The 26,202-nt window shown below is 44.6% G+C and carries 29 protein-coding genes and 4 tRNA genes; 9 read left to right on the top strand and 24 right to left on the bottom strand.

The annotated features are described in order from the left end of the window. Nucleotides 1-58: 58 nt before the first annotated feature. From IT392_06310 to IT392_06360, 11 genes are all read right to left on the bottom strand, one after another. Nucleotides 59-134: transfer RNA gene (locus tag IT392_06310), tRNA-Lys, on the bottom strand. Between the two features lie 160 nt (nt 135-294). Next, nucleotides 295-370: transfer RNA gene (locus IT392_06315), tRNA-Arg, on the bottom strand. 73 nt (nt 371-443) lie between these two features. Further along, nucleotides 444-1,469, bottom strand: coding sequence for an FAD:protein FMN transferase (locus IT392_06320; GenBank protein MCC6544105.1), 1,026 nt, complete (start codon nt 1,467-1,469; stop codon nt 444-446). Between the two features lie 4 nt (nt 1,470-1,473). Beyond that, nucleotides 1,474-2,604 (bottom strand): ABC transporter permease, encoded by a 1,131-nt coding sequence (locus IT392_06325; protein MCC6544106.1) that lies wholly within the window; start codon nt 2,602-2,604, stop codon nt 1,474-1,476. Further along, nucleotides 2,605-3,609, bottom strand: a complete 1,005-nt coding sequence (locus IT392_06330; protein MCC6544107.1) for an ATP-binding cassette domain-containing protein — start codon at nt 3,607-3,609, stop codon at nt 2,605-2,607. A gap of 2 nt (nt 3,610-3,611) precedes the next feature. After that, nucleotides 3,612-4,655 carry an efflux RND transporter periplasmic adaptor subunit gene (locus IT392_06335; GenBank protein MCC6544108.1) on the bottom strand — a complete coding sequence of 348 codons (1,044 nt, stop codon included), beginning with the start codon at nt 4,653-4,655 and terminating at the stop codon, nt 3,612-3,614. Nucleotides 4,656-4,681: 26 nt separating this feature from the next. After that, a complete protein-coding gene (gene pyk, locus IT392_06340) occupies nt 4,682-6,100 on the bottom strand; it encodes a pyruvate kinase (protein ID MCC6544109.1) in 1,419 nt (472 codons plus the stop codon). Nucleotides 6,101-6,110: 10 nt separating this feature from the next. Next, on the bottom strand, nt 6,111-7,274 hold the full coding sequence (locus tag IT392_06345; protein MCC6544110.1) for a branched-chain amino acid ABC transporter permease: 1,164 nt from the start codon (nt 7,272-7,274) through the stop codon (nt 6,111-6,113). A gap of 27 nt (nt 7,275-7,301) precedes the next feature. Further along, entirely contained in the window at nt 7,302-8,204 is a 903-nt protein-coding gene (locus IT392_06350; protein MCC6544111.1) for a branched-chain amino acid ABC transporter permease, read from the bottom strand. A 3-nt stretch (nt 8,205-8,207) separates the two neighbouring features. Beyond that, nucleotides 8,208-9,347: a branched-chain amino acid ABC transporter substrate-binding protein gene (locus tag IT392_06355; GenBank protein MCC6544112.1), complete on the bottom strand. Its 1,140-nt coding sequence runs from the start codon at nt 9,345-9,347 to the stop codon at nt 8,208-8,210. Between the two features lie 123 nt (nt 9,348-9,470). Beyond that, on the bottom strand, nt 9,471-9,752 hold the full coding sequence (locus IT392_06360) for a hypothetical protein (GenBank protein ID MCC6544113.1): 282 nt from the start codon (nt 9,750-9,752) through the stop codon (nt 9,471-9,473). Nucleotides 9,753-9,881: 129 nt separating this feature from the next. On the opposite strand from IT392_06360, the gene IT392_06365 reads away from it, so the two are divergent. From IT392_06365 to IT392_06375, 3 genes are read left to right on the top strand one after another with little or no spacing between them, the layout of a single operon-like run. Further along, nucleotides 9,882-11,237 carry a Trk family potassium uptake protein gene (locus IT392_06365; GenBank protein ID MCC6544114.1) on the top strand — a complete coding sequence of 452 codons (1,356 nt, stop codon included), beginning with the start codon at nt 9,882-9,884 and terminating at the stop codon, nt 11,235-11,237. Nucleotides 11,238-11,277: 40 nt separating this feature from the next. Beyond that, a complete protein-coding gene (locus tag IT392_06370) occupies nt 11,278-11,964 on the top strand; it encodes a TrkA family potassium uptake protein (protein MCC6544115.1) in 687 nt (228 codons plus the stop codon). A 42-nt stretch (nt 11,965-12,006) separates the two neighbouring features. Further along, on the top strand, nt 12,007-13,341 hold the full coding sequence (locus tag IT392_06375) for an HlyC/CorC family transporter (GenBank protein ID MCC6544116.1): 1,335 nt from the start codon (nt 12,007-12,009) through the stop codon (nt 13,339-13,341). A gap of 309 nt (nt 13,342-13,650) precedes the next feature. Here IT392_06375 and ilvE read toward each other — a convergent pair whose 3' ends face one another. From ilvE to IT392_06400, 5 genes are all read right to left on the bottom strand, one after another. Then, the gene (gene ilvE / locus IT392_06380; protein MCC6544117.1) at nt 13,651-14,496 is read right to left on the bottom strand and encodes a branched-chain-amino-acid transaminase; all 846 of its coding nucleotides are present in this window, start codon (nt 14,494-14,496) and stop codon (nt 13,651-13,653) included. Between the two features lie 65 nt (nt 14,497-14,561). After that, nucleotides 14,562-15,395 carry a DUF1015 domain-containing protein gene (locus IT392_06385; GenBank protein MCC6544118.1) on the bottom strand — a complete coding sequence of 278 codons (834 nt, stop codon included), beginning with the start codon at nt 15,393-15,395 and terminating at the stop codon, nt 14,562-14,564. 18 nt (nt 15,396-15,413) lie between these two features. Continuing rightward, entirely contained in the window at nt 15,414-15,878 is a 465-nt protein-coding gene (locus IT392_06390; protein ID MCC6544119.1) for a DUF1015 family protein, read from the bottom strand. Nucleotides 15,879-15,889: 11 nt separating this feature from the next. Continuing rightward, entirely contained in the window at nt 15,890-16,408 is a 519-nt protein-coding gene (gene amrA, locus IT392_06395; GenBank protein ID MCC6544120.1) for an AmmeMemoRadiSam system protein A, read from the bottom strand. Nucleotides 16,409-16,422: 14 nt separating this feature from the next. Next, the gene (locus IT392_06400) at nt 16,423-17,463 is read right to left on the bottom strand and encodes a polyprenyl synthetase family protein (protein MCC6544121.1); all 1,041 of its coding nucleotides are present in this window, start codon (nt 17,461-17,463) and stop codon (nt 16,423-16,425) included. Nucleotides 17,464-17,657: 194 nt separating this feature from the next. On the opposite strand from IT392_06400, the gene ubiE reads away from it, so the two are divergent. The 3 genes from ubiE to IT392_06415 all read left to right on the top strand — a co-directional run bounded on the left by ubiE (nt 17,658) and on the right by IT392_06415 (nt 20,474). Continuing rightward, nucleotides 17,658-18,359: a bifunctional demethylmenaquinone methyltransferase/2-methoxy-6-polyprenyl-1,4-benzoquinol methylase UbiE gene (ubiE, locus tag IT392_06405; protein MCC6544122.1), complete on the top strand. Its 702-nt coding sequence runs from the start codon at nt 17,658-17,660 to the stop codon at nt 18,357-18,359. A 100-nt stretch (nt 18,360-18,459) separates the two neighbouring features. Next, nucleotides 18,460-19,938 (top strand): radical SAM protein, encoded by a 1,479-nt coding sequence (locus IT392_06410; GenBank protein ID MCC6544123.1) that lies wholly within the window; start codon nt 18,460-18,462, stop codon nt 19,936-19,938. 179 nt (nt 19,939-20,117) lie between these two features. Continuing rightward, a complete protein-coding gene (locus IT392_06415; GenBank protein MCC6544124.1) occupies nt 20,118-20,474 on the top strand; it encodes a response regulator in 357 nt (118 codons plus the stop codon). On the opposite strand, the gene IT392_06420 is transcribed toward IT392_06415, so the two are convergent. The 8 genes from IT392_06420 to IT392_06455 all read right to left on the bottom strand — a co-directional run bounded on the left by IT392_06420 (nt 20,471) and on the right by IT392_06455 (nt 25,263). Next, nucleotides 20,471-21,073 (bottom strand): arginine decarboxylase, pyruvoyl-dependent, encoded by a 603-nt coding sequence (locus tag IT392_06420; protein ID MCC6544125.1) that lies wholly within the window; start codon nt 21,071-21,073, stop codon nt 20,471-20,473. The two genes, IT392_06415 and IT392_06420, sit on opposite strands and share 4 nt — an antisense overlap. A gap of 27 nt (nt 21,074-21,100) precedes the next feature. Beyond that, a complete protein-coding gene (gene speB / locus IT392_06425; protein MCC6544126.1) occupies nt 21,101-21,991 on the bottom strand; it encodes an agmatinase in 891 nt (296 codons plus the stop codon). A 54-nt stretch (nt 21,992-22,045) separates the two neighbouring features. Further along, nucleotides 22,046-23,098, bottom strand: a complete 1,053-nt coding sequence (locus IT392_06430; protein ID MCC6544127.1) for a deoxyhypusine synthase — start codon at nt 23,096-23,098, stop codon at nt 22,046-22,048. Continuing rightward, a complete protein-coding gene (locus tag IT392_06435; GenBank protein MCC6544128.1) occupies nt 23,095-23,547 on the bottom strand; it encodes a bifunctional nuclease family protein in 453 nt (150 codons plus the stop codon). The genes IT392_06430 and IT392_06435 overlap by 4 nt, the downstream gene beginning before the upstream one ends. 108 nt (nt 23,548-23,655) lie before the next feature. Continuing rightward, nucleotides 23,656-24,207 (bottom strand): hypothetical protein, encoded by a 552-nt coding sequence (locus tag IT392_06440; GenBank protein MCC6544129.1) that lies wholly within the window; start codon nt 24,205-24,207, stop codon nt 23,656-23,658. 11 nt (nt 24,208-24,218) lie between these two features. Beyond that, nucleotides 24,219-24,317: an AURKAIP1/COX24 domain-containing protein gene (locus tag IT392_06445; protein ID MCC6544130.1), complete on the bottom strand. Its 99-nt coding sequence runs from the start codon at nt 24,315-24,317 to the stop codon at nt 24,219-24,221. A 276-nt stretch (nt 24,318-24,593) separates the two neighbouring features. Then, complete coding sequence (locus tag IT392_06450) at nt 24,594-24,782, bottom strand: hypothetical protein (protein ID MCC6544131.1); 189 nt, start codon at nt 24,780-24,782, stop codon at nt 24,594-24,596. Then, nucleotides 24,772-25,263 (bottom strand): nucleotidyltransferase family protein, encoded by a 492-nt coding sequence (locus tag IT392_06455; GenBank protein ID MCC6544132.1) that lies wholly within the window; start codon nt 25,261-25,263, stop codon nt 24,772-24,774. The genes IT392_06450 and IT392_06455 overlap by 11 nt, the downstream gene beginning before the upstream one ends. A 146-nt stretch (nt 25,264-25,409) precedes the next feature. On the opposite strand from IT392_06455, the gene IT392_06460 reads away from it, so the two are divergent. From IT392_06460 to IT392_06470, 3 genes are all read left to right on the top strand, one after another. Beyond that, nucleotides 25,410-25,486: transfer RNA gene (locus IT392_06460), tRNA-Pro, on the top strand. Between the two features lie 18 nt (nt 25,487-25,504). After that, nucleotides 25,505-25,581 (top strand) — tRNA-Arg (locus IT392_06465). A 112-nt stretch (nt 25,582-25,693) separates the two neighbouring features. Continuing rightward, a complete protein-coding gene (locus tag IT392_06470; protein ID MCC6544133.1) occupies nt 25,694-26,065 on the top strand; it encodes a hypothetical protein in 372 nt (123 codons plus the stop codon). The last annotated feature ends 137 nt before the right edge of the window (nt 26,066-26,202 follow it).

Here is a 26,202-nt window from a genome sequence, read left to right on the forward strand (position 1 = left end):
ATTAGCACAATCCAATGAAAAAGGGTTACAGCAAAATGCCGTAACCCCGTGATTTATCTGGTGGGCCGTGGAGGGATCGAACCTCCGACCCGCTGATTAAGAGTCAGCTGCTCTACCAACTGAGCTAACGGCCCTAAGCGAAAATTGTAAGGAAAATAGAGGAAAATAGGGACTGTGACTATTTATTTGTCACTACATGGTCAACACCTGTAAAATAAATAGTCGCTGTCCCTATTTCCCCTCTCAATGGCTATATGCTATAAGCTACAAGTGAATCCGCAGCAGGCGGATTCCTGGCGCGCCTGAGAGGAATTGAACCTCCAACACACGGCTCCGGAGGCCGTTGCTCTATCCGTTGAGCTACAGGCGCCCCACATCAACCAGCAGTTATAATACAATAAAGTCGCTTATAATTTCAAGAGATATAATCAGTAAGATTTAAATTACTGGATAACCTCGATATCTATCTCTCGATTATCCTTGAGTCCGGGTGACATCCAGATGCTGCCGTCATCACGCACTATGACCGCCTCCACTCCATCAAGCTTCTCTAAGAGTCTAATGCCGCTCTCGGGTCCCATTGCAAAGATAGCGGTTGATAAGGCATCTGTAGTTGTGGAATCTTTGGCCAGGACTGATACACTTTGAAATCCGCGGGAAGGATATAGCGTCTCAGGAGACAGGATATGATGGTAACGGACACCATCCTTTATAAAATACCTCTCATAATCTCCTGATGTAGATATTGACATGTCTTTGAGATGGACTTTGGCAATGGCGCTATCCTTTTTCCTGGGGTGTGTGATGCCTATGGTCCATTTGCTGCCATCAGGCCTCTCCCCTATTGCATGCAGGTCTCCGGCGACAGCTATTATGCCTGAGCTGATGCCATGTTTTTCCAGGATATCATGTGCATAATCAGCGGCTATCCCCTTTCCAATTCCGCCCAGGTTTATCCGCATCCTTTTTTTCTTAAGAAAGATCGTTCCATCGTTCTCATTTACTATTACATTTCTATAATCAATCAATGACCTTATAGCATCTAATTCAGCAGGTGTCGGTATGTCTTCTGACTCAGTAACATTCCACAGGTCTATTGCCGGACCGACAGCAATATTAAAGGCGCCTCCTGAAAGATCTGCAAATTCAAGCGACTTTTTTACTGCCAGAATAAGGTCTTTGTGAACTTTTACAGGATGCAGCCCGGCGGCAGCATTAACCTTTGAGATATCCGATTCCGGTTTGTATGTGCTCATAATGTTCTCAAGCCGGCTGATCTCTTTGAATGCCGCCGAGATTGCCCTATCAGCTGTCTGCTCATTTTTTGCCGCAACTGTAATATCTACGATAGTGCCCATGAGGAGTTGGGAGCGTTTGTAGATGTGAGTTCTGGTATCACAGCTGCTGAGAAGCAGTACCGGCATTAAACAGATCACCAGCAGGACTCTAAGGAACAGGATACGTTTCAAAGTTCTATAATTCCCGTTTATATATCAGTGTAGCAATCGTCATTGTTGTAAATGCAAAGGCTGCAAGGTAGATAAAATCCATCTCTATTCCCCTGATACTCACACCTTTAAACAGGAGTGCCTTTATGGCATGAACAGAGTAGGTCTCCGGATTTACCCTGGCAAATGCCTTAAGCCATTCCGGAAAACTCTCCACCGGATATATGGCGCCGCTTGGGAAGAAAAAGATGACATTCAGGAACCCGGCGAAAACACCTACAATACGGGGGTGGTTTGCCCGGCCGAGTATTACGAACATCATGCCGAGAAGTCCAAGGGTTGTCAGAATGATAACAAGCAATATGGAAAGAAAAGAGAAAACTGTCAGGGTCTTCCATATATAGATCCCTGAAATCAGTGCGCTGAAAAAAAGTACGAGGGTCGCAATGGCCGTTGTAATGATTAAACCGCTTGTGACCAGTCCTATAACAATATCCCGCTTCGTAAGAGGTGTGAGAAGGTAGCTTTCCTCAATCCCGAGGAATTTATCCATTACTGTATTGAAAACCCCGGTTGTAATAGTGCCAAGAAATATGGACATTATTACAACCCCAGGGATTAGACTCTGGTCGTAGTCAACCTTCCTGTATATCTCAATATTCCTTATAACGACCTGATCCCTCTTTTCCCTGACCGGAATAAATTTAACATTAATACTTGATGCGGCAGCCGTGATCGCAGAGCGCAATGTCTCGGCTGCAATCGTCTCTGTATTATCAAGGAATAGCCCTATCTCGCTTTCATTACCATTAATGATATTCCTGCTGAAATCTGATGGCAGGATAAGTACCCCCTTGTATCTGCCGTCTTTTATACCCTTCAAGGCTTTCCCCTGATCCGCTTCTTTAGTTACCTGAATGGTTCGTGGACCGGCTCCTATCGCCTGCAGAAGTTCAGTTACCCGTCTTGCATATGGCCCGTTGTCCATGTCTACGTAGGCGAGCGGTATGTTTTTTAATTCACCCTGGAAGGAGTTCCCGAGGATTACGAGATACAGGATGGGCATCAGTATGCTTGACAGTACAACCAGTGGATTACGTGTAAACCTTCTCAGGTCTCTTTCAACAACTGCAAGTAATGGAATCAATTTTAACACCTACCTCCCCCATTTCTGAGGGACACCTGCGCCGATAAAGAAGCTCACCTTTTTGGCCTCTTCTTCCCTGATGGGTTTACCTGTGTAGTGGATAAACACATCTTCTAACGTCTGCTGTTTTAGAATTACCGTTATAACCTTGCCGCCGGCATCCTCAACTTTGCTTACAAGTATCGGGATAGCCTGAGCGCCGTTATCCACCGATATTCTAAGTGAACTTTCAGTGGCGACTGCAGAATGCACAAAACCGAGCGTCTTTACCTCATCTATCGCCTTTGAGCTGGTAATGCCTGTTACAGTAATCTCTACTATATCCTTGTCCGGCAGCTGGTTTTTAAGTCCAGCTATGGTATCAATGGCGGCTATTTTCCCAATGTCTATAATGGCTATACGTTCGCAAAGCAGCTCTGCCTCTTCCATGTAATGAGTCGTAAGGAGAACAGTGAGGTTATCTTCACTCCGGAATTTCCTGAGGAGTTCCCACACGACATGCCTGCTTTGGGGATCCAACCCTATTGTGGGTTCATCAAGAATAAGTATTGATGGTTTGTGAACAAGCCCTTTTGCTATCTCAAGCCTTCTCCTCATACCCCCTGAGTATGTAGCTACAAGGTCGTTCATACGCTCCTTCAACCCTACCAGATCAAGGAGATAGTTGATCCTCCCGGTTCTTTCCTTCCGCGGCATATTGTAGAACCTTGCATATATGTCGAGGTTTTCCAGGCCGGTGAGGTCTAAATCACTGGTCATCGCTTGAGGCACTACACCGATTAACTTTCTGACAGCGCCTTTTTCTCTCACTACATCTTTGCCGAGAACATATGCCTTGCCTGAAGTTGGTTTCATAAGGGTTGTAAGGATCCTTATGAGGGTTGTCTTTCCTGCGCCGTTTGGGCCCAGGAGTCCGAAGAACTCGCCTACGTCAATGGAAAAGGAGACGCTCTCCAGGGCAGTAATGCTCCCGAATTTCTTGACTACGTCAGTTACTTCTATTGCCTTCATCATCCTTATGGCAGAAACTTCACAACTACCGTCATTCCCGGTTTCAAGAGACCGTCAGGCTTTTTTACCCCAACCTTAACCCGAAATGTCTTTATGTCCTGCCTTCCCCTTGACACATCTCGCTGCGTTGCGAAAGCTGCCTCTCTGCCGATCTCAGTTACCTCGCCGTCAAATCTTTTATCTGGCAGTGCATTTGAACTGATGACTGCCTTCCCATTAAGCCTAATCCTGCCGACGTCGGTTTCCTCCACATCAACCCTTGCCCATATCTTTTGCATATCATGAATGGTGTAAATGGCCTTTCCAGGTATGGCGGTTTCTCCTATTTCAAATGCCTTGTATGTTATTACTCCATTAACAGGGGATGTAATTACGGAATCCTTAAACAGCGTTTCTGACAGCTTAAGCCCTGCCCTGGCCTCTTCTATTGCGGCCTTTGCCGAGGACACCTGGGCCTCAGCGCTTTTAACTCCTGCCATCGCAGTTGAAACAGATGCCTCCTCACTTGCCTTCTTTGATTCAGCAGCACTCATCTGAGCCGTTGCTGCATCAAATGCAGCTTTTGCGGTATCCATATCCTTCTTTGTGGTATAACCGTCTTTAAACAGTTCAGAAATGCGATTGAAGTTTCCCCTCGCATCCTCATTCAATGCCCTGCTCCTGTCAATCTCCGATTGCGCCGCCTGCACCACTGCCCTGGCACTTTCAACCCGTGCCTTTGAATTCTCCAGATTTGCCCTGGCTTCTTCGAGTCTTGCAACTGCACCGGTCAGCAAAGCCCGTCCTTCATTAACCCTTGCTGCGAGTTTTCTGTCAGACAATCTAACCAGTAGATCTCCCCTTTTTACTTCAATCCCTTCTTCGCAACAAAGCCATTCGATCTTTTCCTGAATCTCCGGGCTTACATCAACCTCGATAGTCTCAATAATGCCGGTGGCTTCAACAGGCGCATGAGGATTGTTGAGCTTATACCGCCAGCTATACAGCAGGATCACCGCTATTATTATGACTATTAAAAATAAGGGGATGATTAATCTTTTTTTAGTCATTTTTTATTGACGGCAGGCATTATCACCTACCTTATCTGATGTATCATTAGTGTATTAGTTGAACCAGCTACGCCCCAGGGTACACCCAAAGTAATTATTACCGTGTCGCCATGTTTTGCAAGACCTGTTTCCAGGAGCTTCTGCTCCACGCCGAAAATCATTGCATCTGTACTTTCTTTCAACTCTACAAGTACGCCGCAGACACCCCAATAGAGAGAAAACCGCTTAAGGATGGGTGAGTTGTGAGTTACTCCAATTATAGGTATGGCAGGCCTGTATTTAGATATGATACGGGCAGTCCCTCCGGACCTGGTAAAGGCTACAATAGCAGTCGCATTTATATCCATGGCGGTAAAGTAGACTGCATGGGCGATTGCATGTTCAGCGTCACCCCATACCTTGATCTCCTCAGGCGCTGTCTTCAGGGTTTTAAGAAGACGCGTTTCAGTGGCGATCGCTATCCTGTTCATCATTGAGACTGCTTCAACCGGATATTTCCCTACGGCTGTCTCTCCAGACAGCATTATGGCGTCTGTTCCGTCTATTACGGCATTGGCGACATCAGATGCCTCAGCCCTTGTAGGTCTCGGATGATGTATCATTGACTCAAGCATCTGTGTTGCGGTTATGACCGGAACACCTTCCTTATTGCATCGTCTGATAATCTCTTTCTGTATGATAGGGACCTCTTCCGGAGGGAGTTCGACCCCCAGGTCTCCTCTCGCCACCATGATCGCATCTGCTACCTTTAATATTTCATCCAGTTTGTCAACTGCCTCTGGTTTTTCAATCTTGGCAATAACAGGTATTGATGCACCTTCTCTTTTTACAATATCTTTCACTGATTTGACATCATCAGCAGACCTGATAAATGAGATCGCGACATAATCCACTCCCTCCCGTATCCCTGTCAGGAGGTCATCCTTGTCCTTCTCCGAAAGGCTTGGTACGGAAAGCTGTGCCCCCGGGACATTGATCCCCTTCTTCTCTGTTAACCTGCCGCCTCTGATGATTTTGCATAGTATATCCGTTTCGCTTGTCTTTAAGACCTCAAGCTCGAGGAGTCCGTCATCCAGCAGGATGTGGGACCCGACCGATAACTCCTTAGGGAGCGGGATATAATCAGTAGATACCTCCCGTTCATTTCCTGTTATATCCCTTGTGGTAATAGTAAACTGCTCTCCTTCCTCCAGAAAAATCGAGTCTTTCTCCAGTCTGCCTATACGTATCTTGGGGCCCTGTAAGTCCAGCAGTATACCGATGTCTCTTCCTGCCTTTTTAGAAGCAGTGTGTACATTTGAAATCAGACGGCGGTGATCTTCTGTAGTGCCATGAGAAAAGTTGAGACGCGCAATGTCCATTCCTGCCCTGATAAGCTGTTCTATTATTTCAACAGTATTGCTTGCCGGACCCAGGGTTGCCACTATTTTTGTTCTGCAGTCCATATCGTTAACCTCAGATCCTTTCTTTTATCGGCATTAACTCTATCTTTCTTCTTGGATTACCTATCAACCCCTGTGGTCTGAAGATCATCATAAACACCATGGCGCCTCCAAAGACAAGCATACGATAATCATTGAATCCCCGGAATATCTCAGGCAGTATGATAAGCAATGCAACGCCTATTATAACACCTATTATACTCCCCATTCCACCAAGGACAACCATTGAAAGCACTAATACGGTTTCAAAAAAGGTGAAACTCTCGGGGGATATAAATGCGTATCTGCCCGCAAAAAAAACACCAGCGACACCAGCAAGGGATGCACCCAGGGCAAAGGCCAGTATCTTCATATATGTTACATTTATCCCCATTGCTGATGCAGCGATCTCATCTTCTCTCATAGCTATCCACGCACGTCCTGTCCGTGAATTATTTATGCGGTGTATTACAAAGACTGCCACACCGGCGAGTATCAGGATTAAGAAATAATAGTGCATGGGGCTGGTTAATGTAAAGCCTCCAATCGAAGGAGACTCAATTCCAAGTATTCCATTAGGGCCATTCGTAAGTCCGTCCCAATTGTTTAGCACCAGGTGAACTATCATCAGGAAGCCAAGTGTCACTATGGCAAGATAGTCTCCCCTTAGCCGGAGTGTGATAACCCCGAGCATCGTTCCGAATAAAGCAGCCAGTACTGCTCCTATCAGCAATGCCGGCCAGAAAGCGATTCCGAATTCTGTATTGAGGATGCCGTATGAATATGCGCCGACGGCATAAAAGGCAATATATCCAAGGTCAAGAAGTCCGGCAAGGCCTACAACTATATTCAGCCCAAGGGCAAGTAATGTGTATATCCCGGCTATTGTCAGCACATCTACATAGTAGTTATTCATGAAGAATGGTAAAACTATCAGCAGTAACAACACAAGCACGATAACACCTTTTTTTATGTGCGGTTTATTGAAAACCGAATGGATGCGGTCTTTTCGCATCTGAATACCGGATGACGCCCGTCTGCCGCCCTCAGATTGCACGTAGTTATTAATTAATGAAAACAGTAAAAACCCGGCAAGAATAATGCCCCCGCCCATTGCCGATTTTATCATTCCCATGAACGGCAGCATGAGGAAGGCAGACCATACAGGTATTATCAGGACTCTCTTATAATTTGTCACACTAAATGCCCACTATTACCCTTCTTTTTAAACCTTCTCAGGGATACGTTCTCCCAGCAGGCCAGTTGGTTTGAAGATAAGGATCAGGATGAGGACAATAAATGCAAAGGCATCCTTATATTCACTTGATATATATGCTGCCCCCATGCTTTCCAATATGCCGAGAATAAACCCTCCAAGTACTGCCCCCTGTATATTGCCTATTCCTCCGAGGACTGCTGCAGTAAATGCCTTTATGCCGGCTACATATCCCATGTAGAAGTTAATAAGACCATAGTACATGGCAACCATGACGCCAGCTGCCGCAGCCAGGACAGACCCTGTTATAAAGGTAACAACGATCACTGTATCTATGTCTATGCCAAGGAGGGATGCCATCTTTTTGTCCTGGGCTGTTGCCCGCATTGCCTTTCCAATCCGTGTCTTTTTTATAAAGGTCTGAAGAGCAACCATTAATACCACTGAGGATATTATAATGAAACACTGGATATATGTGAGAGTTGAGTTTGCGATGGTTATGTTACCTTCAGGGAAGATTTGAGGAAATATCTTATCTGCTGAGCCCTGACTCAGCATTACATAATTCTGAAGAAATATTGACATTCCAATAGCAGAAATCAAAGGGGCTAATCTCGGGGCATGTCTGAGAGGACGGTATGCGACCTTTTCCAGTGTAAGTCCATACGCCCCGCAGTATATAATGGCCACTATACCTGCAATAATAAGGGAAAGCAGGAGGTTCGCAGAGGTTATCCCCGAAATTGTAAGAAACGATAAGGTTATTATCGCTATATATGCCCCAAGCATATATATCTCACCGTGGGCAAAGTTGATAAGCTCAAGTATCCCGTAAACCATTGTGTAGCCGAGGGCAATCAGGGCATAGACAGCACCGAGGGTGATGCCGTTGATCAGCTGCTGAATCAACATTTGTTAATGTGCTGTCTCCGACGGTTTCCAATACTCTTCAAATGTTCCGTTCTTTGTCATCCATACAATGTACGGAGATCTCAGGACATCACCTTTTACATCCCACTGAAGCTCACCAAGCGCCCCCGAGTGTTTCATATTATGTATCGCCTCACTGATCTTTGCACCATCAACTCCCTGTGTCTCTGCAATAGCCTGGAGCAGGATGTTCGCCGCATCATATGCATAAATAGAGTAAGGACCTGCTGCACCATAAGCTGATTTATACGAGCTGAGAAAGTTTTTTGCGCTTTCTATATTGACAGGGTCAGGACTGAATGTCAGGTAACTCCCTTCAGCTGCCGGTCCCGCAATTTCTATGAATTTCTGGTCTATAACTCCGTCTCCGCTCATAAATGGGATGTTGATACCAAGCTCTCTGGCCTGTTTAATCATTAGCCCGCCCTCAGGATATATACCCCCGAAATAGAGCAACTCAGGCTTCTTACCCTTCATAGCAGTGAGGACAGACCTGAAGTCCTTATCCCCCTGGATGATTCCGGTATAATAAACAGTCTCAACTTTATCCCCGAGGGACTTTTTAAACTCATCTGCGAGACCCTGACCATATGTGGTTTTATCATGTATCACTGCAACTTTTTTAAGCTTAAGGACATCTGACACAAAGATAGCCGCTACAAGTCCCTGCTGGTCATCCCTGCCGCAGACCCGGAAAACGTACTCAAAACCCTGTTCTGTTAACTGAGGGTTAGTTGATGCAGGAGTAATCATGGGTACTTTTGATTTGTTATATACTGCAGACGCAGGTATTGAAGCGCTGCTGTTAAAGTGTCCTATGACACCAGCTACACCAGAATTAACCAGCTTGTTGGCAACTGCAACGGCCTGCTTGGGATCATGCTGGTCATCCTCAACAAGCAGTTCGATCTTTTTACCGAGTACGCCGCCTTTTTGATTCCACTCTTTTACTGCCAGTTCAACTCCATTTTTGACATCTAAGCCCATCTTGCTCTGGTCTCCGGTCATAGGACCAACGACCCCAATCCTGATTGTCGTCTCTTTTTTGGAACAACTGTTAATGGAGGTCAGCGATAGAAGCAAGACACAGATAAAGATGCTAAAGAATGCAAATCTGTTTTTCATTAAATTCTCCTGAGTTTATGGGTCATAATATCAATCCCGCCAACCCGCGCTTCATTGGACCATACCGCCTTCCTAACTTACACATATCACCCTTCATTGTCAAGAAAAAGGGGTCGGTTTCTGTTACAGGATTACCTTTTTTACCCTTGCTGTATTTTGCAGGACAACAATTGCCTGGTGAAGGCGCTGAAGCCTCATGTTCCTGCTGCGAATGGCTGTTTGGTCGTGTGAAGGGAACTTTTCTATACGTATTGCGGTCTGCAGCTTGAGCATCTGGTTGTACAATTCCTTGTAAATTACTGTTGGAAAATCCTTAAGGATAAGCGGGTTAAGATATAAATACCCATCGGCAATGTCAGAAGCAAATGCAGCCAGGCTCTTTCCTTTGACGATGTTATCAGACATATGCAATAATTAACATGTTGACTTTACATAGTCAACTGCGGTTAGGGGTTAATTAGGGACGGGGTTAATTAACCCTCTATTTAACCTTGACTCACAGACATATCTTCTATAGTATAATTGCTGCCCCAAATGAAGAGCCCTTTTAAGAACTGGACGCCGTCTCAAGTACTGGCTGGAGGCTTTTTTGCGCTCATATTAGTTGGTACTATATTCCTTGCCCTCCCATTTTCAGCCTCCAATGGGAGAAGTATCGGATTACTCGATGCTTTTTTTACGTCAGTTTCATCGGTCTGCGTTACAGGCCTGATAGTCAAGGATACCCCGGTAGACTTCTCAATCTTTGGACAGATTGTCATAATGCTGCTTGTGCAGATCGGCGGTCTTGGGTATATGACATCAGCAAGTGTAATCTACCTTATTGTTGGAAAACGCATCGGCCTGGCAGAAAGGCTTATAATGAGAGAGAGTCTGAATGTTCTTTCCATGGAAGGACTTGTTCGTTTTACCAGGGGAGTTTTGTTCTTAACACTTGCGATAGAAGGACTCGCTGCCCTGCTCCTTACGATCAGGTTTTCCCGTGACTTTTCATATTTAAAGGCTCTATACCTTGGGATTTTTCACTCTATTACATCTTTCAATAATGCAGGATTTTCCCTTTTTTCAGATAATCTAGTCGGGTACAGAGGTGATATTGTTATAAATACCGTTATAATGGCAAATATTATACTTGGTGGAATAGGATTCATCATTTTCAGCGATTTGTACAGATACATGAAGAAAGAGATACACAACCTCTCTCTGCACACAAAACTTACACTGGCAACCACCTTCCTCCTGATATTAGGCGGCGCCGGCCTGTTATTCTTATTCGAAGGTTATGGTCCTTCAAATACAATGCATGGCGCTTCGCTCGGCGACAGGATATTAATATCTCTGTTTCATTCAGTAAGCGCCAGGACAGCAGGATTTAATACTGTAGATATCGGTTCAATGGCCGTTGATTCCCTTTTTGTTCTGATAGTCCTTATGGTAATAGGAGCTTCGCCCGGAAGTACAGGGGGAGGGATCAAGACGACCACATTTGCAATAATGATGGTCTCATTGTGGTCTGCAGTCCGGGGAAAGCAGGATAACACTATTTTTCGCAGGAGGATCTCTGTTGAGCTTGTGGCCAAGGCATTTCTCTTGACAACTCTGGTTACGGTAATCATAATAATCTCCACCACTTTATTGCTTTTGACAGAGAACATGAGTTTAATGAAAACGTTGTTTGAGGTCGCATCTGCATTCGGCACTGTCGGTCTTTCTACAGGCGATGGCGGTGTACTTAGCCTCTCCGGCATGTTTTCAACAGCAGGAAAGGTTATCATCGCTATTACCATGTATACAGGCCGTCTCGGTCCATTGTTATTGAGTATTGCAATTGTAAAGGGGACGTATCCGCAGAAGTACAGGTATCCGGAAGGCAAGATCATAATAGGATAGTTGATTCTAAACATGTTAACCTGAGGAAGGCAGACTTAAAATGGCGATACAGGTTGTTGTGATAGGTTTGGGAAGGTTTGGGTCGAGTGTGGTGGAAACACTTGCCAGGAAGGGTTGTGAGATCCTGGCTATGGACATAAATGAAGATAATGTAAAGGCAATTACCGAACATGCAACACATGCCGTGCAGTGCGACGCCACCGATATCCGGACGCTGAAAGAGCTTGGTGTGCAGAACATGGATGTCTCTATCGTCAGCATAGGAGAAGACGTTGAGGCAAGTGTCCTTATAGTTATGGCCCTGAAGGAACTCGGGGTTAAAGAAATAATAGCGAAGGCAGTCACACCACTGCATATAAAGATCCTTGAAAAGCTTGGCGCTACACAGGTCGTATATCCGGAGCGTGATATGGCGATCCGCGTTGCAACCCATATTGTAACTCCGAATATAATAGACAGCCTCTTTCTCTCCCCTGAGTATTGTATAAGTGAGATCCCGGCCCCCCGCTCTTTTGTGGGTAAGAAGCTTAAAGATACCAATATACGGACGCTTCACAAGGTTAACATAATTGCCATTAAGAGGCGAACGACAGAGATGCAGAGGGGAAATAATGTAGTGAAAGAGTCTGTAAATGTTGCCCCTGCCGGAGACGATGTTGTAATGGCCGATGATGTCCTTGTATTCCTTGGACGGGAAGCTGACATTGAGAAGTTAAGCCGCCTATAGACCGGATTTATTTAATTGTCAAATTGTGTTATTATATAATGTATGGGTGATTTCTGGATTGAAGTAGTTCTAATCCTCGTTTTGATCCTTGCCAACGGTTTTTTCGCCTGCTCTGAGATAGCCATAATATCAGCAAGAAAGAGCCGCATCAGACATTTAATGGATAGCGGCAGCAAACGGGCTGAGGTGGTACATAATCTGCAGAGTGAACCAGACAAGTTTCTTGCCACGGTTCAGGTCGGCATTACTATAGTAAGCATGCTTGCCGGAGCAATCGGCGGCGCTACGGCAATTGCAGTTATAAAACCACTGTTGCAATATGCACCCATCGGTTTTGTAAGTGAGTGGAGCGAACCGATTTCTATCGCCATTGTAGTAGCTGTAATCTCCTACCTTTCCCTGATCTTAGGGGAGCTTGTACCGAAATCACTTGCGCTGAGATTCTCAGAACCTATTGCCTTATTTGTCGGCAAACCAATTCAGAGTCTGTCCAGAATTTCTTTCATTCTTGTCCGGATACTTACCAAGTCAACTAATCTGTTTCTCAAACCATTCGGCAAGATGCCGTCGCCTGAAGGTTCTTTTGTAACTGAAGAAGAGATCAAGCTTTTACTTAAAGAGGGTGGAGAAAAGGGAATATTCGAAAAATCTGAACAGGAGTTGATTCACAGCGTATTCGAGTTTGTTACTACCACAGCAAAAGAGATAATGGTTCCCAGACCCAAGATTAAGGCTATCGCCATCGAGACCCCGCTGGTGAACGTTGTGAATACTGTTATTGAGTGCGGTTTTTCAAGGTTTCCTGTGTATGACGGAAGTATAGATAATATCAAGGGTGTCCTTTATGAAAAAGACCTCCTTGACATCCGGGACAAACTTCAGGACATTCAACTGAAAGACCTCCTCAGACCTGTCTATTTTGTCCCCGCGACAAAAAAAATAGATACACTGTTGAAAGAATTACAGCGCCGCAGGATGCATATGGCCATAGTCATCAACGAGTACGGAAATGCTGAGGGACTTGTGACTATGGAGGATATTATTGAGGAGATCGTAGGTGAGATCGAGGATGAATACGATTATGATGACAGACCAGTTAAGATTATGAAGGATGGGTCAATGATCATTGATGCCTCTCTCCAGATCCGTGATTTGATTGATCAGCACAAGTTAGCCATAGAAGAGTCCGAGGATTATGAAACAATTGCGGGACTCGTTTTATCTCAGCTGCAGAAGATACCGAGAGGCGGGGAGATAGTGAAATATGGGGACTATAAGATTACCATAGTAGATATAGAGGGAAAGCGAATTTCCAAGGTCAAGCTTGAGAAGGTCACAGGAGCACCTGAGGTTTCAGTTGAGAAGATGCAGAAATGATTTCAATAAAGTTACAACATGTTGTAGTCTCTGAGCATGGCTTATGCTCACGAGTCAATTTGTAACCTGTTGTCATAGCAGGTAAATCCACGCTATTCACATAAATGTGGAAAACCCATGACAACCCTTCCGTATTTCCAGCCGGAGGATGCATAACCCATTGAAAAACACGTTGTTGCCTAAAATATAGGCACGCTCTGCAGTGAAACAATATGTTGTGGTATGTGCATCTGAACTTGTTCCGGGATGTACTGCAGGGAGACACTGAATCGTCACTGAAACGATTGTGAGACAGCGGTCAATGAGGGTTTATTTGATTTTCTGAAACAAATCGAGCAATGTCTGAGTAAGCATCCCGGGGAATCCCGTACCCACAAGTTTGTTATTTATTGATGTTACCGGCATTACCTCGTAGAGTGTACTTGTGACAAAGCACTCATCAGCGTAATAAAGCTCATCAGGCTGGAATGGCTGTTCTGATAATGGGATATTGTTTTCCTGCGCGATGCCAATCACCAGAGACCTCGTAACGCCGTTAAGTATGCCAACGCTGGTTGGCGCGGTTTTAACAGCGCCTTCCTTCACTATAAAGATGTTGCTGACAGTCCCTTCAGCTACATAACCTTCTGTGCTGAGCATGAACGCTTCGGAGGCGCCAGCCTCTCTTGCCTCCATCCTTGCCATAATATTGTTAAGGAAGTTCAGCGATTTTATCTCCGGATTTAAGGCCTCAGGGGGTATACGCCTTGTACTTACGACGGCTGCCTTTATTCCAGAGCTATACAGGTCGTCCGGATACCCGCTGAACTCCCTCGATACGATCGTCAGGGTGGGGTTTAAGCACCCTTCTGTATCGAGGCCCGGGGCAGACACGCCTCTGGTTATTGTCAGCCTTAAATAGGCGTCTGTATGGTTATTTCCCCTGAGTGTCTGATAGAGCGCTTCTTCAAGATAGTTCTCCGTGAATGGAGTCTTAAGGCGGAGCGCGTTCGCAGAGCAGAAAAGTCTGTTTAGATGGTCACTGAGCCGAAAAATCTTCCCCGAATATGCCCTGAGGGTTTCAAAGACACCGTCTCCATACAGGAATCCGCGGTCAAGGACAGAGACCTTTGCCTCATCCTCTGGAACGAGTGAACCGTTGACGAAAATTAGCATGTGGTTTAGGAAATTAAAACACCAGATTCCCGCTAAAACCATGCGGGAATGACAACCTATTAGAATTAGAATTTGTTAATTACAAGTCCGGTCAGGCATTTCGGGTAGAAGTATGTGGATTTCTGCGGCATACGCTCCCCTGTTTCAGTAACATCCCTGATCTCTTCTATCCTGGTAGCATTCAGGAGAAATGCCGCCTGATACTCTTCATCCCGGACCTTCCTGATAGATTCGTCAAAGTCTTTCACATAGCAGAGATTTTCCTGCCTGCTTATGCTCTCTTCGCTGAAACCAAGGATATCCTGAAGGATAAGGCTTTGAAGGATTGATACGTCGAGGCGTCTCCATGATAAAGGTTTATCAGTTTTTATATCCAGTAATATATCTTCACCTTTAAGCTCAAGAAGTGAGTATTTATTCTCTCCCTTTATAAACATACCCAGGAAGTGGTCCTGAGGACCGGCCTTCTTCAATTCTTCGAGCAGCTGTTTCCTTGCTCCCGATTCATTGCCGTTGGTAAACTCAAAATCTCTTATACGGAAGTACTTTTTAAGACTATCATATAAAATATACATATTATCTTCAGGAACACCAAAGATGAGACGGTGGGTAGGAAGTACTGTAAGCCCCGGTTCATCCATATTGGCAAAGAACATCATAATATAGTCGTAAGCGCCTTCCCCGCCTTTCTGCCTCGCCTCATTTCTGTAATTAAATGATGCCTCATAGCGGTGATGGCCGTCGGCTATATAGACGGTCTTCTCTTTCATGCTGTTCTGAACCGCCTCAATTATTGCAGGGTCGCTTACTACCCAGAGCCTGTGCCTGTCGCCATTGTCATCCACAACGTCTGTATCCGGGGCGGAGTCCTTTAAACTTCCCTCAATAGTCTTGTTGATCTTGCCTTCCGGGGATGATTATAGTGAAAAGATGAGACTGAAGTTGGCCTTGCATGATCTTAGCAGATTAAGGCGGTCTGATTTGGGTTTTGATAGTGTATATTCGTGCGGCACTACCTTGCCTTTTCCGAATTCCTCAAGGCGGCAGAGTGAGATAAAACCCTTCATCGTTTTTTCAGGACCATACTTTGTGTATGAGACCTCATAAAAGTATATAGAAGGTTTTTCCTCTCCGACCAACACCCTGTTTGATAACCACTGGGAAAATGTATTTGAGGCCCTCGTGTACCGGTTATCCTGCTCTGTGTCGGTTGGGAATTCTTTAACGAGGTCAAGCTTAATCATGTTGTATTCATCTCTGTTGTAGTACATCTCCTGCTGGGCAGGTGAGATGATATCGTATGGTGGCGTCATTACAAGGTTAGGGTCTTTTATCTTTTCCCTGTTATACCGAATGCCATTGAATGGGATAATGTCAGCCATGCTCGTTTCTCCTATTTATATCTTTTTACCTCAAATCTGAGGAGGTCAACAGGTTCACTGACCCCGATACCAGCCTTCCGTTTAGCTATCGCTAACTGCTCTTCTACAGTATCCACTCCCTCTATATCAGGGAGCAGCAACCCGCGTCTGTATCCGGATTTCACAATTACTCCATACCTGCCCGGGTCAAGATCACTTACCGATTTCACAGGTTCAGGCGATGTAAGTACATCTACTGATATGGATATATCTTTCAGATCAGACAGCGTCACCGGCATAAATCTCGGATCTCTTGTTGCAGAGCTTACAGCATTATGAATAACCTCTTCTGCGACACATGATGTTGAAGGTTCAAAGGTACCTATACAACCTCTCAGCATACCGTGCATTTTTAGAGAAACAAAGACACCCTGCTGTTCCTTCATCTCACTTGTCAAACTCTCCGGTATTTTCAGTATCTCTCTGTTTTCAAGATACTTCTTTATAGCCTCTCTTGCCAATTCCACAAGTGGGTGATGCGCATGTTCCATTTTTATATTTTTGGTTATAATTCCCGCTTTACAACATAGTCCGCTACGGTAAGCAATGCCTGTAAGGGGATGGTATCCTCAAACATCGGCAAACTCTTTTTCGCCTTCTCAATATAAGACCTCGCCATATCCTGAGAGTATCCAATAACCCCGTATTCCTTCATCAGATTCAGGATATAATTAAGGTTTTCTTCTGTAAACTCAGAGAGGGAAATAATCCTTTCTATTTTTTCTGCATCACTCTGACTGCATTTCTTTAAAAGGGCCAGAAGCGGCAGTGTAATCTTGCCTTCCTCAAGGTCTTTACCAACCGACTTACCAAGCTTGGTTTTATTGGCTATATAATCAAGGGTATCATCCGAAAGCTGAAATGCCATTCCGATATTCCATCCGAATGACTCAAAATCATCCCTCTGTTCAGCACTACATTCACCAAGGATTGCCCCTATACGACAGGTAGCTGCCATTAATGAGGCAGTCTTGTTTCCTATTATCTCAAGGTAGTCTTCTTCTGTTATACGGATGTCTCCATTAAAAGCCAACTGGGCAAGTTCACCCTTTGCCATCTTCCGGGTTGCCTCAGTAACCGTTTCATTTAAGTCATGGTTATGGAAAGACACGATCTTACACTGGGCCTTTGCATACAGATAATCACCTACCAGAATGCTTGCCTGATTTCCCCACAACATCCTCGCGGTCTTGTTCCCCCGGCGTGTGGATGCCTCATCTATTACATCATCATGGAAGAGCGTGGCTGCATGGATAAGTTCGATGACACTTGCAAGTTCCGTATGGGATTTTCCGGTGTATCCGGCAAGCCTCGATGTGAGGATCATAAGTAATGGTCTGAAGCGCTTCCCGCCGCTGTTTATGAGGTGAGATCCCATAACACTTATCAGTGATAGATTGGATTTGAGGTCTGCGTGGATCTGCTCTTCCACCAATTGCAGGTCTCCCCTGCACAGATCCCACACCTCTTCCATACTAACACTCGTATTTACAGGATTAGCAGTTTTCACGGGCTTATAGTATGGCAGAAGGAAGGTGATTGTCAAGTGATTAATTTCATATTATAATCAGCTAAAGCTTAAAGAATCGCCTCATGAGCCAGGGCTCAAAAAGAGGAATGAAAAATCCCCCTTACTCCCCCTTTTTCAAAGGGGGAAATTAGTTCCCCCACTTTAGAAAAGGGGGGCAGGGGGGATTTGAATCTGGATTTTCGAGTAAACAAAAAGGGGGTATTTCCCATATGAATAAAGAACAGATGGTGCAGAGGATGTTCTCTTCTGCAGCAAAAAAGTATGACATTAACAACACAGTCCTCAGCCTCGGCCAGCATCATTCCTGGAAACGTTTTACTATAGAACAGACCGGCGTTAAGAAGGGGGATAGTGTGCTTGATGTCTGCTCAGGCACGGCAGATATGGCAATCCTGCTGGCAAAAAAGGTCGGCCCATCGGGACGTGTCGTAGCCTCTGACCTTAATCCTGATATGTTGAGAGTTGGAAAGAGCAAAGTCCTTGAACAGGGTTTGGAGGGGATAATCAGTTGTGTCATCGGGAATGCAGAGTCAATTCAATTTGGGGATAATAAGTTTGATGCAGTAACCGTTGGATTCGGCGTCAGGAATGTGACATACCTTGAAAAGGCATTTGCAGAGATGTTACGGGTTGCAAAACCAGGAGGAAGGGTTGTATGCCTCGAATTTACGCAGCCGGCAAGTCCATTCTTCAGGTCTATTTATGATTTTTATTCATTTACCCTTTTACCGGCAATAGGGACCATAATATCGAAGGACAAGACGGGCATTTATGACTACCTTCCTGACTCCATACGAAAATTCCCTCCGGCGGAAGACCTCCGCAGGCTGATGTTACGAGTTGGTTTCTCAAATGTATCTTATAATACCTTGTCTGGCGGCATTGTGGCTGTACATGTAGGCGTTAAATAGGAGACTTAAATAGGGACAGCGCCTATTTATTTGCAGGCACTATCAGAGTTAAATAAATAGGCGCTGTCCCTATTTAAGTCCGTCAACTCTCGTAATTAAAATGGGCAATAAATCAATTTTATATATATGGCTCCCATGCAAGAAGGTGTATCCGGCAGGACCTACCTCGCTTGCCAGCTACGTTCATCAGAAACGCCCGAATGTTCAACAGAGGATGTTAGACCTCTCACTGATAGATAAGGGTGACCGCCTGAAGGCGATAACTGGTACGGTTGAAGAGTTCAAGCCTGATATTATTGCCTTCTCGTGGCGTGATGTTCAGATTTATGCCCCGCATGGTGAGGATGATTCACTTGAACTTGCCTTTAACTTCTATTACTCGCCCAACGTCTTCAAGAAACTATCTGCAGGCATCAGGGGAATAAGCATGGTCTTCACTTATGAAAATCACCTGAAAGAAAAACTTTACCTGATAAAAAAGACGATCAGGAAATTTCCTGACAAGACACATGTCATAGGGGGCGGCGCATTCAGTGTCTTCCATAATGAGATTATAACCAGCCTGCCGGAGGGAGTAATTGGCGTAATCGGTGAAGGCGAGGATGTTATTGTCTCACTCATAGACGGGACGGACTATACAGGTTACAGAGTTGCGTACAGAAAAGGCGGCAAAGTCATTAAAGGTAAAGGGAAAGAGCCCGTACTGATATCTGACATGAGAGTAGACTATCAGTATATTGAATCCATTTTTCCGCAGGCACCCTCTTATTTCGGGGGGACCATAGGTATACAGACAAAGAGGGGGTGTCCGTATAATTGCGAGTTCTGCCTTTACTCATTTATTGAGGGCCCTGTTGTTCGATACAGGGACCCGGAAAATATAATAGCGGAGATCAGCTATTTATATTCCAGGTGGAACGTACGAAAGTTATGGTTTGCCGACGCCCAGTTTATTCCCGGAAGCCAGTCGCTCAGGAATTGCACGGCATTGCTGGAAGGTGTGATCAAGAGCGGGATCCCTGTTGAGTGGAGCGGTTATGTGCGTACGAGCCTTATAACACAAGAACTGGCAGATCTGATGGTCTCATCCGGTGTAGGCGATCTCGAGGTCTCGGTAACATCAGGATCGCAGAGTGTGCTGAATGAGATGAGCATGGGATTTAAACTTGAGAATCTGTATGAGGGCTGCAGGTATCTGAAAAAGGCTGGTTATCGTGGAAAGATAATACTGAATTACTCTATAAATGCACCGGGCGAGACAGAAGAAACTCTGCTCGAATCAATTAATTCATACAAATCCATCGTGAAGATTATGGGAAGGGAGCAGGTTCAGTGTGTGATATTCTTTCTCGGTGTCCAGCCCCATACAGGCTTGGAAAAGCGGCTGATCGAAAACGGTTACCTGAGCAATAACTACAACCCTATTGCACTTAATCCCTTTACCATCAAGAAACTGCTTTATAATCCACCGCCCCTGGATAAGGTAATTGCCAGGTCGTGCCTTGATGCATGGAAGGATGGGGGTGAGAGCGGGGAAAGGATTATGCATAACCTTGAGAAGAGGCTAACTCCCCGGTAAAAAAGGAGATCCTGAAACGAGTTCAGGATGACAGCTATGAGGGTTCTGCATGACAGAATACCACCGTTCACCGAGGGGTTACAGAAAAGGTTAAATCCCGGTGGTAAATCTTTTTGCTTTGTGATAGATTATAAAAAGAACTGAAAATTGACTCAGAACTGATAACAAGGGGGCAGTAAATGAAAAAGACAATTCTGGTTGTGGATGATGAGGAACATATAAGGCTTCTCTACAAGGAAGAATTTGAAGAAGAAGGATATAATGTTGTTTTAGCCGTCAGCGGTGAAGATGCCCTTTCAAAGATTGGGAAAGACACTCCTGACCTCATAACCCTTGACATAAAGATGCCCGGGATGGATGGGATTACTCTTGCAAGAAAGATAAAGGAAATGCGAAGTGACGTCCCGCTAATCTTCATTAGTGCATATGAAGACTATAAGCATGACTTTGGCACCTGGGCATCAGACGCATACTTCGTTAAATCAGCAAATCTGTCTGAATTAAAAACTCTGATCGCGACAATCCTGAAGAGCTAAAACAAAAACACAGCAGCTGCAATAACTGTCGTAAAATTATTTTTCACTATTGCAGACTGTGTTATATTGGTTGTCTTAACGATCCGGTCGCTGATCCTGTAGACCTCTTTCTTCTGGTCCCAGCTTTTATCTTCGTCAAATTCTATGCCGAGGGTTGATGCGAGCATAGCTGCTGCAAGGTCTTCTGCATAATCACCTGCTATCTTGTCAGACTGACCATATGCATGGTGCTCACTAAGATATCCGTAGGCATTCTTGTCTGTGGGGATTGCGCAACCTACAGATGCAGCAATAAGGCGGTGCGGTTCATTACTTGAACAACGGCTTATAACAACAAAAGTGATTGCACCGGCAAGGAGTTCTTTTATCCCTTCGTTTATTGAGACAATCTTACATTGCGGAGGCAGGATGCTTGAAACCTGTACCAGGTTACACTTTTCAATCTTTGCATCGCGAAGGGCAATCTCAAAAGACCTTAGCTCTTCCTTATGGGTCCCGACACCTTTTGTAAAAAAGACCTTCTTTGGCACAAATAATTTATGTCTTTCTGCCTCACCAAGTGAACTTTTTAAAGAGGCCCCTTTTGTCTTAGCGCTCATGCATGCTACCCTTTCTATATCAACTTATTAATGCTTTTGTGTTATTGAATACCCTATCATCTTATATAAAAGCCGTGCAACAAGAAAATCAGATGCTATCTGTCCAGGCTGCGGACACAGTTCCACGGCGTCAAACCCGACAATCTTTCTGCTCTGAAAGACACGGTTCAGGAACTTTGTAACCTGATACCAGTTCATCCCGCCAGGCTCCGGAGTTCCTGTTGCCGGGACATAGGCCGGATCAAATGCATCTACGTCAATTGTAATATAAACATTCTCTGATAAATGTGATATCGCATCTTCCATCCAGTCGTTTCTTTCATTAATGTCTGCGGCATAGCAGGTATGTATATTCTTTGCTGATGCCATGTACTCCGCCTCTTTCTTACTCAGGCTCCTGATACCGGCCTGTGTAATATTGATGCCAAGTTCAGAGATCCTCCTCATTACACATGCATGACTCCATATGGTCCCCTGATATTCCTGCCGAAGATCTGCATGCGCGTCCAACTGCAATACCGAGAGATTATTATATTTAGCATTTAATGCCTTAACAACACCAAACGTAATAGAATGTTCACCGCCGATTGTTACAGGGATCTTGCCGGCATCAACAATATCTGTGATGACGCTCTCTATCTTATTGATTACCTCTTCCGGATTTAAAGTCACATCCAGCTGATCGAGGGTGTGAACACCGGCATCTGCACTTTCCATACAGAGTTCGTCGTCATAAAGCTCTATATAGGCTGATGCCTCTATGACTGCCTTTGGTCCTTTTCTTGTACCAGATTGAAATGAGGTTGTGGCGTCAAACGGAACCGGAAGGACTACAAACCTTGAGTTGTCCCAGTCAGACATCTCCGGGGGGATGCCAAGAAAGTTCGATTTAATGAAGAGATTAGAGTTTCTATCCAATTTGTGATGCAACCCTCCCTGTTTAAATTCGGGTCAAAACTATCACAATGATGGTTAGATGTCAAGGACGCTTTTGAGGTCTTCTATCCGGTTTTTCTTCAGGGTCTCAAAGAGGTCAGGACATTTCCTCTTTTTGATTAGATCATTGTATTTCTGAGCTACTGCAGTGGTTACAAGGGGGAGCGCTATGGTTGAATCACAATGAACAGTGACCATCTTCGCATTCTGTTTGATCTTGCCCCATGACTTTGCCTCTTCAAAAGTACAACCGCTCAGACCGCCCCAGTGCGGCGCGTCAGCAGTGACCTGAATTGCATACTCGTGTCCAACGACTTTGTTGCTCCATAAGTGTGCAGTAACTTCCATCTGCTGGATAAAGTTCTTGGGTGTGCCGCCGCCAAGGTAAATAACTCCGGTCTCTTTAGCCTTCATGGATAACAGTGCTGTTTCCTGGACATCAGCTATTATATCGAAAAGCATCTTTTTCCCCTTTGTCCGTGCAGCCAAACCTATGCCAATAGATGAATCACCGAGGGCAGGACAGTAGATTGGCACACAAGCCTTATATGCAGATGTCACAATACCATCCGCATCAGTCTGTCTGGATAAATGCTGCCCCAGCAGATAAAGAAATTCCCTCGTTGTGTACGGCCGGTCTAAATCAATGGTATCAGCAAATTGTGTAATATACCTGTCAAGGTTGCGGAACTCCGGCTCAGAGGCAAAAACATCGTACATCCTGTCCACCCCTTCCTGCTGAAGCAGGACATCATCTGTATTGGCATCACCCTGATAATGATATTTACCCAATGTCTCATGGATGTCATGGAAGAGGTTTGCTCCGGTTGATACAAGGCAGTCTATCATACGGTTTTTTATCAGATATGAGATGATATTTCTCATTCCGGCAGGGACCATTGCGCCCGCCAGACCGAAAAATATGGTAACATTGCCTTTCAGCATTGCACCCCAGACATCTGCTGCCATCGCAAGATTTTTTCCCTGAAATGCAGTTTGAGACATTGCCGTCAGAGCATCTGCTACTGTGCTTTTTTCATTTACTTCAAATGGTTTGGTCGGGTGTTTAAGAAATTTCGAATGTTTCATGTCATGTATTTTCCAAAGTCTTCCGGTTTAAGGTTCTTTAACCACTGGTCTAAATTCTCAGAGTTTCTCTTTTCAAGGACATCGTCTGATACAAAAATAGGCGCACTGGAGCGAAGGGCCAGAGCTATTGCATCACTGGGCCTTGAGTCCACAACTACCTCTGAACCCTGAAAGGACATATGTATCTTGGCATAATATGTATTTTCCTTGAGGTTATTTATTACGATGCTTATAATCTTTATATCAAGGGTATCAAGGATGCTCTTGGTAAGGTCGTGTGTCATAGGTCTCGGCGGCGTTATTCCTTCTAATATAAAACATATTGAATTCGCCTCAAACTTGCCTATCCATATAGGCAGAACCTCTTTATTTTCCTCGTCATTCAGGATTACTATGTACATGTTGGTGTGCGGGTCAAAGACCAGCCCACGTACTTTCATCAGAAACATGTCCTGTCCTCCGGCAACATTCTATGACGATAAAACTATAACATATCACACATTTCAACGCAATATATTTAAGGATATATAAGATGTTACAGCAGGCGATATTTGACATTACCCGATAAAGAAAGGACAATTAATCCTGCCGCTGAAAAGTGTATTAGGATTTTTTATACTATCCTCACTGCCTTCTGAAGGGAGGTAATAGGCGGCGATCTTGAAATGGAACCCGTTTATCGTTCCTGATATAGACTGATCAGGGTTTGATGTCCATGGCATTGATCTCTTGAATTCATTGACTGCAAGTACAATCTGAAGTTCATCCGGATACATATCAACAACATCTTCCTCACTGAGTACGACGTCTGCCCTTACGTCTCTATACATGGTATGCGAATGGAAGTCCCCAAGCATGTCCAACTTGGGAAAGTGATGGACTACGTCCTGAATAATCTTCCACTTGTCTCCCCTCAGCTCAATCCATTTATGTCCCCTTCTGGCGCTCTGATACGGTATTGCATGTTCAACTATATATTTCCTGGGTGTCTTGTACCCGAGAAGCAGACCGAAACACTCTTTCTTATAGACCTCTACCGACGACAGTACAAGACCTACAAAAACGTTCTCGCTCAGAAATACCTCTATCTCTCCCTTCTTTACACTCATCTTACTACCGATTACTTCCTTTTCCTTCTTTCAACCTTGGTCTTCTTAAGCAATTTCTTATGCTTATGTTTTCTCATCTTCTTCTTCCGCTTCTTGACTACACTACCCAAGATTTCACCTCCCTATATTATTTACTGAAGAAATCATTATACATAATGGCCGGAAAGTTTCAATGATTTTTTATGTTGTGCATAATGTCTTATACTTTTGCGGCAAACCTTATAGCGATAGTACGCATCATACTACTATTAGTTGGATAGGTCTTAGCTGTAACCGCAACACATGTGGCGGAATACTGGCCTTTTTGATAGTCATATTTATTATTATATTGGACTGGCTTGGCAGTTATGATTCAAAAAAGAGAGGGAATGCAACTCCTTTTACGGCTAATCCAGACCTTCAAACCTCGAATCTGAAAGCGACCGCTTTTTGAAACCAATTGTCCTGTTGATAAATGAGTTTGCTTCCTCAAGCCACTGAAGCCGCATCCTGACCGGCATGTCCTTGAACTCATCCAGCTTTTCCTTTGTGAAGGTATACACTATACAGACATGTTTCTTATCATTATTCACCACTTTTCCTTATCTCCTCCAGAGCTGCAATATCTGCAATATCCTGCGGTCTATTGGAAATCTTCTTTAATTTGATCAAGTCATCTATTGAGACAATCGGGATGGAAACATCTCCGGATGTTATCTCAACAGCATTAGATCTGACTGCCGTATAATCAAGCGGCTCCTCAACAAAAACATCAACCAGATTAATCGCTTTTTCCGGATGGAAGAAGCTAAAGACCTTCATATTTTTTTCATTAATCCAGCGGGCCCTGTTTTCCGCACTGATAAAGTCTTCTGCATATACAGGCACTTTAGGTTTGTAGCCCAACTCTGTCATTACCTTAACGAATTTACTTAGATTTCCCTCTTCCAGATGAACCATGAGATCTATATCTGCCGTCAACCTTACTGCACCATGAAGTACAAGGGCAACGCCGCCCACGACAACATAGTCAACACCATTGCTGTTCAGTTTTTCAAATATTTCTTCGTACAACATTATTACCTTCATCCGAAATGAGACATTGAATACGTTAGCATGATGGGATTTTACAGTCAACTCAAAGCAGGATTTGACTTTATCCGCAAAATTCCTTAATATATCCAATCTGAAACTTTAAGTCACAGTTTCGTTTGCCACAAAATCGGGGCGTAGCGCAGCCTGGTAGCGCACCTGCTTTGGGAGCAGGGTGTCGGAGGTTCGAATCCTCTCGCCCCGACCATTATATAATAAAGGGTTTGCGGCTGTAGCTCAGTTGGATAGAGCAAGTGACTTCTAATCACTAGGTCGCAGGTTCGACTCCTGCCAGCCGCACCAACTCGTTTTTTTGCAAATCACGATTTTTCTTCCACGTTGACATCTTTTTTACACTATTGTAGAGATAAAACATAAAATGGATAACCGGTGCGCATAATTTAATCTGGGGGACATGATGGAAATATCAGTGATTAAGGCACTGGAGAAAATCGAAGAGGTCCTGCTGGCAGAAGGTGAAATGGAGTTATACCGGAATATTGCTGAAGTCACAAAAAGTCATTTAGAAAAAGAGAAGTTACAGCTGCAGCAGGAAGCACATAAACTTGAATTGGAATTGGTAGAACGAAGGAAAAAGGAACGGATAAGGCAGGGCATGGTTTTTGATAACAGTGCCTACTGGGTCCGGGATGGAGCTAATAAGGACGGCCCATTTTGTTATCGCTGCTGGCATAAGACCAATAGATTAATACGGATGAATCCTTGCGATGATCCAGGCTGGAGTGAATGCGTGAGTTGCAATAGCAGGGAACATACGGGGGCATGAATATTATAATTGGGATATGATACCACATGAAATGGAAGGGTTCCGAATACCTGGCCTATCTTGAAGGGCAGGTCCACATTATTTCCCGTCTGCTTAGTGCAGAGGCAATATCCATCGGGGTTCTGGAGGTTGATGGA

Source organism: Nitrospirota bacterium, from assembly GCA_020846775.1.
Classification (GTDB): Bacteria; Nitrospirota; 9FT-COMBO-42-15; order HDB-SIOI813; family HDB-SIOI813; genus RBG-16-43-11.

Coding starts and splice junctions, on each gene's coding strand:
- IT392_06355 (MCC6544112.1), bottom strand. CDS start 9,347: ATGAAAAACAGATTTGCATTCTTTAGCATCTTTATCTGTGTCTTGCTT.
- IT392_06335 (MCC6544108.1), bottom strand. CDS start 4,655: ATGACTAAAAAAAGATTAATCATCCCCTTATTTTTAATAGTCATAATA.
- IT392_06440 (MCC6544129.1), bottom strand. CDS start 24,207: ATGAGTGTAAAGAAGGGAGAGATAGAGGTATTTCTGAGCGAGAACGTT.
- IT392_06350 (MCC6544111.1), bottom strand. CDS start 8,204: ATGTTGATTCAGCAGCTGATCAACGGCATCACCCTCGGTGCTGTCTAT.
- IT392_06455 (MCC6544132.1), bottom strand. CDS start 25,263: ATGTTGTACGAAGAAATATTTGAAAAACTGAACAGCAATGGTGTTGAC.
- IT392_06360 (MCC6544113.1), bottom strand. CDS start 9,752: ATGTCTGATAACATCGTCAAAGGAAAGAGCCTGGCTGCATTTGCTTCT.
- IT392_06390 (MCC6544119.1), bottom strand. CDS start 15,878: ATGGCTGACATTATCCCATTCAATGGCATTCGGTATAACAGGGAAAAG.
- IT392_06415 (MCC6544124.1), top strand. CDS start 20,118: ATGAAAAAGACAATTCTGGTTGTGGATGATGAGGAACATATAAGGCTT.
- ilvE (MCC6544117.1), bottom strand. CDS start 14,496: ATGCTAATTTTCGTCAACGGTTCACTCGTTCCAGAGGATGAGGCAAAG.
- pyk (MCC6544109.1), bottom strand. CDS start 6,100: ATGGACTGCAGAACAAAAATAGTGGCAACCCTGGGTCCGGCAAGCAAT.
- IT392_06365 (MCC6544114.1), top strand. CDS start 9,882: ATGAAGAGCCCTTTTAAGAACTGGACGCCGTCTCAAGTACTGGCTGGA.
- amrA (MCC6544120.1), bottom strand. CDS start 16,408: ATGGAACATGCGCATCACCCACTTGTGGAATTGGCAAGAGAGGCTATA.
- ubiE (MCC6544122.1), top strand. CDS start 17,658: ATGAATAAAGAACAGATGGTGCAGAGGATGTTCTCTTCTGCAGCAAAA.
- IT392_06375 (MCC6544116.1), top strand. CDS start 12,007: ATGGGTGATTTCTGGATTGAAGTAGTTCTAATCCTCGTTTTGATCCTT.
- IT392_06420 (MCC6544125.1), bottom strand. CDS start 21,073: ATGAGCGCTAAGACAAAAGGGGCCTCTTTAAAAAGTTCACTTGGTGAG.
- IT392_06410 (MCC6544123.1), top strand. CDS start 18,460: ATGGGCAATAAATCAATTTTATATATATGGCTCCCATGCAAGAAGGTG.
- IT392_06430 (MCC6544127.1), bottom strand. CDS start 23,098: ATGAAACATTCGAAATTTCTTAAACACCCGACCAAACCATTTGAAGTA.
- IT392_06330 (MCC6544107.1), bottom strand. CDS start 3,609: ATGATGAAGGCAATAGAAGTAACTGACGTAGTCAAGAAATTCGGGAGC.
- IT392_06470 (MCC6544133.1), top strand. CDS start 25,694: ATGATGGAAATATCAGTGATTAAGGCACTGGAGAAAATCGAAGAGGTC.
- IT392_06435 (MCC6544128.1), bottom strand. CDS start 23,547: ATGTTTCTGATGAAAGTACGTGGGCTGGTCTTTGACCCGCACACCAAC.
- IT392_06370 (MCC6544115.1), top strand. CDS start 11,278: ATGGCGATACAGGTTGTTGTGATAGGTTTGGGAAGGTTTGGGTCGAGT.